At 33.7% G+C, this 6,409-nt stretch carries 7 protein-coding genes; 3 read left to right on the top strand and 4 right to left on the bottom strand.

From position 1 onward, the window contains the following. The first annotated feature begins 186 nt into the window (after positions 1–186). On the top strand, positions 187–606 hold the full coding sequence (locus tag FZ949_RS07535) for a TOBE domain-containing protein (protein ID WP_103580047.1): 420 nt from the start codon (positions 187–189) through the stop codon (positions 604–606). Between the two features lie 410 nt (positions 607–1,016). Here FZ949_RS07535 and FZ949_RS07525 read toward each other — a convergent pair whose 3' ends face one another. Together FZ949_RS07525 and FZ949_RS07520 are read right to left on the bottom strand one after the other, a co-directional pair. Next, entirely contained in the window at positions 1,017–1,244 is a 228-nt protein-coding gene (locus FZ949_RS07525) for a winged helix-turn-helix domain-containing protein (protein WP_103580048.1), read from the bottom strand. Between the two features lies 1 nt (position 1,245). Beyond that, positions 1,246–1,611: a diacylglycerol kinase gene (locus FZ949_RS07520; protein ID WP_103580049.1), complete on the bottom strand. Its 366-nt coding sequence runs from the start codon at positions 1,609–1,611 to the stop codon at positions 1,246–1,248. A gap of 53 nt (positions 1,612–1,664) precedes the next feature. Here FZ949_RS07520 and FZ949_RS07515 point away from each other — a divergent pair, with 53 nt between their 5' ends. Next, positions 1,665–2,423 carry an exodeoxyribonuclease III gene (locus FZ949_RS07515; protein ID WP_103580050.1) on the top strand — a complete coding sequence of 253 codons (759 nt, stop codon included), beginning with the start codon at positions 1,665–1,667 and terminating at the stop codon, positions 2,421–2,423. A gap of 3 nt (positions 2,424–2,426) precedes the next feature. Here the strand turns inward: FZ949_RS07515 and FZ949_RS07510 are convergent, their stop codons facing one another. Continuing rightward, positions 2,427–4,847 (bottom strand): bifunctional diguanylate cyclase/phosphodiesterase, encoded by a 2,421-nt coding sequence (locus FZ949_RS07510; protein ID WP_148790312.1) that lies wholly within the window; start codon positions 4,845–4,847, stop codon positions 2,427–2,429. After that, complete coding sequence (locus FZ949_RS07505; protein ID WP_148790311.1) at positions 4,837–5,709, bottom strand: cytochrome-c peroxidase; 873 nt, start codon at positions 5,707–5,709, stop codon at positions 4,837–4,839. The genes FZ949_RS07510 and FZ949_RS07505 overlap by 11 nt, the downstream gene beginning before the upstream one ends. A gap of 141 nt (positions 5,710–5,850) precedes the next feature. Between FZ949_RS07505 and FZ949_RS07500 the strand changes: the two genes are divergently transcribed. Beyond that, positions 5,851–6,297 carry a type II secretion system protein gene (locus FZ949_RS07500; RefSeq protein ID WP_054195989.1) on the top strand — a complete coding sequence of 149 codons (447 nt, stop codon included), beginning with the start codon at positions 5,851–5,853 and terminating at the stop codon, positions 6,295–6,297. Positions 6,298–6,409: the final 112 nt, after the last annotated feature.

The raw sequence follows: 6,409 nt of genomic DNA, 5'->3' as shown, positions 1-6,409 counted from the left end.
CATTTTTTTCAAAATAATATAAATTAAATTTTTAGATTTTATTTCTCAAATAGCGATTTCTATGGCATTTAAAAGTATAAAATTTTTATTTTTGATATTATAATTTTGTATAAATAGTTTTTAAGTTTTGCTTAATAATTCTACTCTACAATTTCACCATAATTTAATTCAAAACAAGGACACAAAATGTCAATAAGTGCAAGAAATCAATTAAATGTTGAGATCACAGAGGTAAGAACAGGTGCGGTAAATTCGCTAATATCTGCTAAGCTTGCAGGCGGTGAGGTGCTAAAAGCAACTGTTACAGTTGATAGTGAAAAAGGTCTTGATCTTAAAGTTGGCAAAAAAGCTATCTTTTTATTCAAAGCTTCAAGTATTATTGTTTCAAAAGACGACAGCATCAAGCTTAGCGCTACAAACCAAATAAAAGGTACTATAAGCGAGATAAAAGACGGAGCTGTAAATGCTGAAGTTATTATCGATCTAAATGGCAGCAAAATTTCAGCTATCATCACAAGAGAGTCAGTTAGCAGTCTAGCTTTAAAAGCAGGAGATAAAGTAACTGCGATCATTAAAGCAACTCAAATCATAGTTGGTGTTAAATAATTTACGGAGCAATTTTGCTCCGTTCTTCTAAATTAAATTCTATTCTTAAGCTAAAATCTAAAATACTCTAAAATTCGTTAACTAATTTATAAATTTAAAGAAGTCGTAGTGAATATTTTTAAAGCTATTTACTTAAAAATTTTATAAGAAAATTTATATTATTTTTTTACTTTTATAACCTATCTGCTATTTTATGCAGAGTGTGGCATACCAAAGGTTCACCATACAATGGGCGGGCTAAATATCAACACAAAGCCCAAGTCATAAACTCTTAAACTGTAGCTGGTGAGATCATAGGTGGCGTTCATAGCGCTAGCCGTCTAGGGTCGTCGCGATAATTTACTGCTTGACTTTTTGCATAATCGCTGCTAAGACTATCGGCTAAAAAAGTGGCAGGCGTTTGCTTGCCACTATAAATTTTTAAATCTATAAACTCCGTTTTTCACTCGCTCGAAAATTTTCTTCTCTTCAAGCAGCTTAAACGTATTTATCACGGTTGGTTTGCTCACATTTAGCTTCTCGCAAATTTCTGAAATTTTAAGCATGACAAAGCCATTTTCATCGCTTAGCTCGCAAAGTAAATTTATGATCTCTACCTTTTTCTCGCTAAGAAGCGCTTTGTAAATTTGCTCTTTCACGCTAGCCCCAAATTTTATAACACACAGCCACGCACCAAAGCGCGCCACATAAGAAATTTGCGATCATCACTGCAGCACTTCCAGCGTCTTTTGCTGCTTTTGCTAGGGCGTGATAGTCTGGGCTTGCAAGATCAGTCACTCGCTCTAGACCTGAGTTTAGGCACTCGCAAACTAGCACAAATGCCATGCTGAAGATCAAAAATAGATTAAAAATAAGGTCAAATTTCCAAAAAAATAGCGAAATCGCAGCTATCAAAAATATGCAAATTTCTATGCGAAAGCTCTTTTCGTTTTTAAAAATTTCAGCCAAACCCTCTCTTGCGTAGCCAAAATTTTTAAAAAATTTATACGTTGGCTGGTTTCTCATAACTTTCCTTTTTGTGATTTTTGGCATAATTATAATTAAAAAAAGGATGAAATTTGAAACTTATTAGCTGGAACGTAAATGGGCTGCGCGCAGTCGTGGCAAAAGATGGCTTTGGCTGGCTTGATGAGGTTAAGCCTGATTTTTTGGGACTGCAAGAGATCAAGGTCAAAGAAGATGATGTGCCAAAAGAAATTTACAACCTTGGCTTTAAAGATATCAGTGTCAACTCAGGCGCAAGGGCTGGCTACTCTGGTGTGATGAGCCTTACTAAATTTGACATGCAAACGCAAAAAGCGGCCTTTTTTGACGACACGGAGGGGCGAGTTTTGGAGCATAGATTTGATGATATCGTGCTTTTTAACATCTACTTTCCAAACGGCCAAAAGGACGACGAGAGGCTAGCTTACAAAATGGACTTTTACGAGAAATTTCTAGCTTATTGCAAAGAGCTTGTAAAAAGTGGCAAAGAGGTGATATTTTGTGGCGACGTAAATACCGCTCACCGCGAGATCGATCTTAAAAATCCAAAGGCAAATGCCAAAACTTCTGGCTTTTTGCCTATCGAGCGCGCGTGGGTAGATGAGGTGCTAAAAAGTGGCTTTATAGATACCTTTAGAGCCGTAAATGGCGACGTTGCGGACGCTTACTCGTGGTGGAGCTACCGCTTTAACGCAAGGGCGAAAAATGTCGGCTGGAGGATTGATTATTTCTTCATCTCACAGGGGCTAAAAGATAGGCTAAAAGACGCATTTATCTTGCCAGAGATCACAGGCAGCGATCACTGCCCGGTTGGCATAGATATAGAAATTTAGCCACTATTCCATTCTACGAGGCTTGCCTAGTAAGAAACCTTGTGCGTAAGGTATTTCAAAATTTTTGATTTGATTTAAAATTTCTTCTGAACTTACAAACTCGGCTACTATTTTGTGGCCTTGTTTTTTTGCAAAGCTTACGATGGTTTCTACTAGAACTCTAGCATTTTCATCAAATGGAAGCTTTTTGATTATCGAGCCGTCTATCTTTATGGTATCTATATCAAGCTCCAAAATTCGGTAATAGTTTGAGTATCCTGAGCCAAAGTCATCAATCGAAATTTTACATCCATAGCCCTTGACGCGTTTTATGAAAGAATTTACCGCAACATAGTCGCTAAGCTCTTCACTCTCTAGCATTTCAAAGCAAATTTTATTAGGATCTTTGCACTCGTTTAGCTTGCTTTCTATAAGCTCTCTCATACTAGCATCAGCAATATCGGTAATTGATAAATTTATTGAGAACATATAATCTGGATATCTTTTAGCTAGATCAAATGCAAGACTTATCACTTTTTTGGTTATTTGCGGATATAGTTGCGTTTTCATAGCAATATCTAAAAATTCGCCCGGATAGTGTATCTTGCCATTTTGATCTATTATACGAACCAAAACTTCATAATACTTTGCTTCAGTCTCATTTTCTTCTAAGTTAAAGATACCTTGTGCTTCTACTATGACTCTATCATTTTCTAACGCATCTTCGATTAGCTGAACTGCCAGCTGGTTTTTGTGATATTTCATCTCGATAGCGTCATTTTCTAGATAGTAGTAAATATTGCTACCATTTTCTATTGCGAGCTGATTTGCAAGGACTGATTGCATTAGGCGGTTAGTTTGTGGGGTATCGTTTGGCAATGAAACACCAAATACCATCTTTATGCCTGGTAAGTTTTCAAATTTTTCATCAATAGCGACATTTATCCTATTTGAGCCAAAATATTCTCTTATATACTCAATATCTCTTACGATATTATCGCCTTCATACCACATATAAAATGCGTCATCTTGAAATCTAAATAGCTTTGCTTTTATCTCAGAAGTATCTATGCAAAGCTTTAGTGTATCAGCTACTGCTTTTAGCATTGCATCAATAATCTTAGTTTGATAAAAGAATCTTAAAATTTTAAAATTCTTAATGCTTAAGCAAATGAGCACTCCATCTTTTTGCGCGTCTAAAATTTCAGTTAGAGCAAAGTAGTTACCAAAGCCTGTTAGCTTATCGATTGAAGATTGTATTTTTATTTGTTCATTTTTTTGAGTTAGCTCGTTTAGTATTAGCGTCTCTTTAGTCCTGTCAAGTTTTACCGCTATGTAGCCTTCAAATTTATTTTTAAAGAAAAATGGCGAAAATTTTACCTTTTCATATAAAAAATCACCGCTTTTTGTTCTACTTATAAGCTCATCGCTCTCCCAAGGTAGAGATTTTTGCAGAGCATCTTTTATGGATTCATAAAAGCTTTGCGGGTGCATATATGATTTTAGCATTCTAGGGTTTTTGCCTATTACTTCTTTTAGCTTGTAGCCAGTTTTTTCTTCAAAGGTTTTATTTACGTATGAAATTCTATTATATTTATCGCAATAGACAACAGAGCTATGATCGTTTTCAACCGTAGATCTTAAGAGTTTTATTTGCCTTAAACGCTCTGAGGCTATTTTGATTTGATAGAGGCCAAATGCACAAAATATTATAAATGTAAGTAAGCAGATTGTCTGAGCTATTTTTGCGTTATTCACCTCATCGGAGTGAAATTCTAGGATTTTGTTTCTAAAATTTTCTATCAGATTATCAAGATGTAGCTCTTTTACACTATTTGAGATTGTACGTAAAGTTTTTGTAGCTTGAGTCGCATAAAGTATTTTGTCTAATACATTTTGAGCTTTTTGGTTATCTTTATACTCGCTTTTATACATTTTTATTTGCTTTGAAATTTCATCTATTACTTCAGGACTAAGCATCAAAGCACCTTTTGTCGCATAAAATATAGGCTCAAGCTTATTTGGAAGTGCGAGATTTTGTATTTCATATTGACTTATTTGGATATAAGAATCTATAGATGAGTTTACATAAGCTGATCTTTGTAAAAAAAATACTTTTTTACTAAATACATCTCTTATGTTTTGTAGATCTTTTGTTATTTCATTTTGATGAAACAACAGCATCTCATCACTAAGCATTGAAAGGTTGCTCAAATTTGTATCAAAAGAATTTATGTCAGCATTGAGTTTGTCGTAGTTTGAGATATCATAAATATTATTTAAAGAAAAAGTTATCTCATTGTCTATAAATTTTAGATTTAAAATCCCGTCATCAAATTTATGAGCTGCACCAATAGCTATATTTGCTTTATATATAAAAAATGCACTAATGAAAAATATAGCTGTTAAGACGCTAAGTATGGTTTTTATTCGCTTAGTACTCATTTAGTATCCTAGGCTTTTTACCATTTAGTGTCAGAAAAAATGAGTATAAAGCATCAATTTCATCTTTGCTAAGAACGTATCCTAACTGGTAGTTACCAATAAAGCTTATAGCCTCTTTTAGATCATTTATCTCTCCATGAGATAAATATGGAGCAGTTTTTGTAATATTTCTTAGTGATGGCACTCTTCTTAATCTTTTGCTTGTATCTAAGGCAGAAATTTTTTCTCGGCCAATATCTTGTGTCAAATTTCCTCCCAAATTTCTACCATTATGACAAGCGGCACAGCCTATATTATTAAATATCTCAAATCCTTTCTTAGCGCTATCATCTATGGCATTGTTATCACCTGATATAAAACGATCAAATGGCGAATCAACACTTAAGACAGCCTTTTCAAACTCAGCTATTGCATCTGCAATATTATCAAAATTAATGCCGTCATTATAAATTTTTTTAAATAAAATTTTGTACTCAGAGATGTTATTTACAGAATCCACTATCTTATCGTTATCTGAGTTTAGTTCTATTCTAGAAGTTATGGACTCTTTTATTTGATCTTTTAAATTGCTAATCTTTGCATCGCTATAAAATAGATAGTTTGCTGCAGCATTTAATATGGTTGGAGGATTTAAAGTGCCTTTTTTCATGCTATCTTGGTTGCTTCCGCTTAAATTCCAATACAAGTTGTGACAAGTTTGGCAAGAGTAGTTTTCATTTGGGCTTAGTCTTTTGTCAAAAAAGAGTTTTTTGCCAAGCAAAGCCTTTTCTTCATTATATTTTACTACTGTGAGAGGTTTGTAGGATTCATATTTGCAAAATGAAATCGTGATGATAAATAGACAAAGTATAACGCCCTTCATAACGCCCCTAATTTTTAATTTTCTTTTTTATATCGGCAAATTTTTGATTTTTTATATAGTACATTATTTTATTGTTTTTTTGAAATTTATGATACAATTCGCTCGATTTAGAAAATATTTATATTTCAGGGAGGAGAAGTCATGAAAAAAGGCTTTACGATGATTGAGTTGATCTTCGTGATCGTTATATTGGGTATATTAGCTGCGGTTGCTATACCAAAACTAGCTGCAACAAGGGATGATGCAGAGATAGCAAAAACTGCTACAAATATACAAACACTTATTGCTGATTTGGGTTCTTACTACACTTCACAAGGCGAATTTGCTAGTAATTCGGATATTAAAGAAGCTGTCAAAAAAATGTCAAATGTAAAAATACCAGTAAAAGCAAAAAATGATGAGTGTTTAGAGGTACGTCCTGGAAATAACACTAGTGGTGAAATAGGCATTACTATAAAAACAGGTGGTCTTTGTGAACAAGTTTGGGGATTGCCAGGACTAGTAGATGTTAAAGCTCTAATCGAAAGTAGTGACAATAAGACAGCTAATACGCTTAAATTTGGCGGCATGGGCATAAAATATAAATAAAATTTTTAGCAAGGTTTTTCCTTGCTTTTTATAATTTTTGGCTTACTAAATTTTTAATACAACAAAGACTGATAGAAATACAAATTTTTTACACAAATAATTTATATACATA

The organism is Campylobacter concisus, assembly GCF_902460545.1.
Classification (GTDB): domain Bacteria; phylum Campylobacterota; class Campylobacteria; order Campylobacterales; family Campylobacteraceae; genus Campylobacter_A; species Campylobacter_A concisus_AE.
This window is presented reverse-complemented; position numbering and strand designations above follow the sequence as displayed.

What these genes read in the sequence shown, in the direction of transcription:
- FZ949_RS07535 (WP_103580047.1), top strand. Translation starts at nt 187, where the DNA reads ATGTCAATAAGTGCAAGAAATCAATTAAATGTTGAGATCACAGAGGTA.
- FZ949_RS07520 (WP_103580049.1), bottom strand. Translation starts at nt 1,611, where the DNA reads ATGAGAAACCAGCCAACGTATAAATTTTTTAAAAATTTTGGCTACGCA.
- FZ949_RS07510 (WP_148790312.1), bottom strand. Translation starts at nt 4,847, where the DNA reads ATGAGTACTAAGCGAATAAAAACCATACTTAGCGTCTTAACAGCTATA.
- FZ949_RS07505 (WP_148790311.1), bottom strand. Translation starts at nt 5,709, where the DNA reads ATGAAGGGCGTTATACTTTGTCTATTTATCATCACGATTTCATTTTGC.
- FZ949_RS07500 (WP_054195989.1), top strand. Translation starts at nt 5,851, where the DNA reads ATGAAAAAAGGCTTTACGATGATTGAGTTGATCTTCGTGATCGTTATA.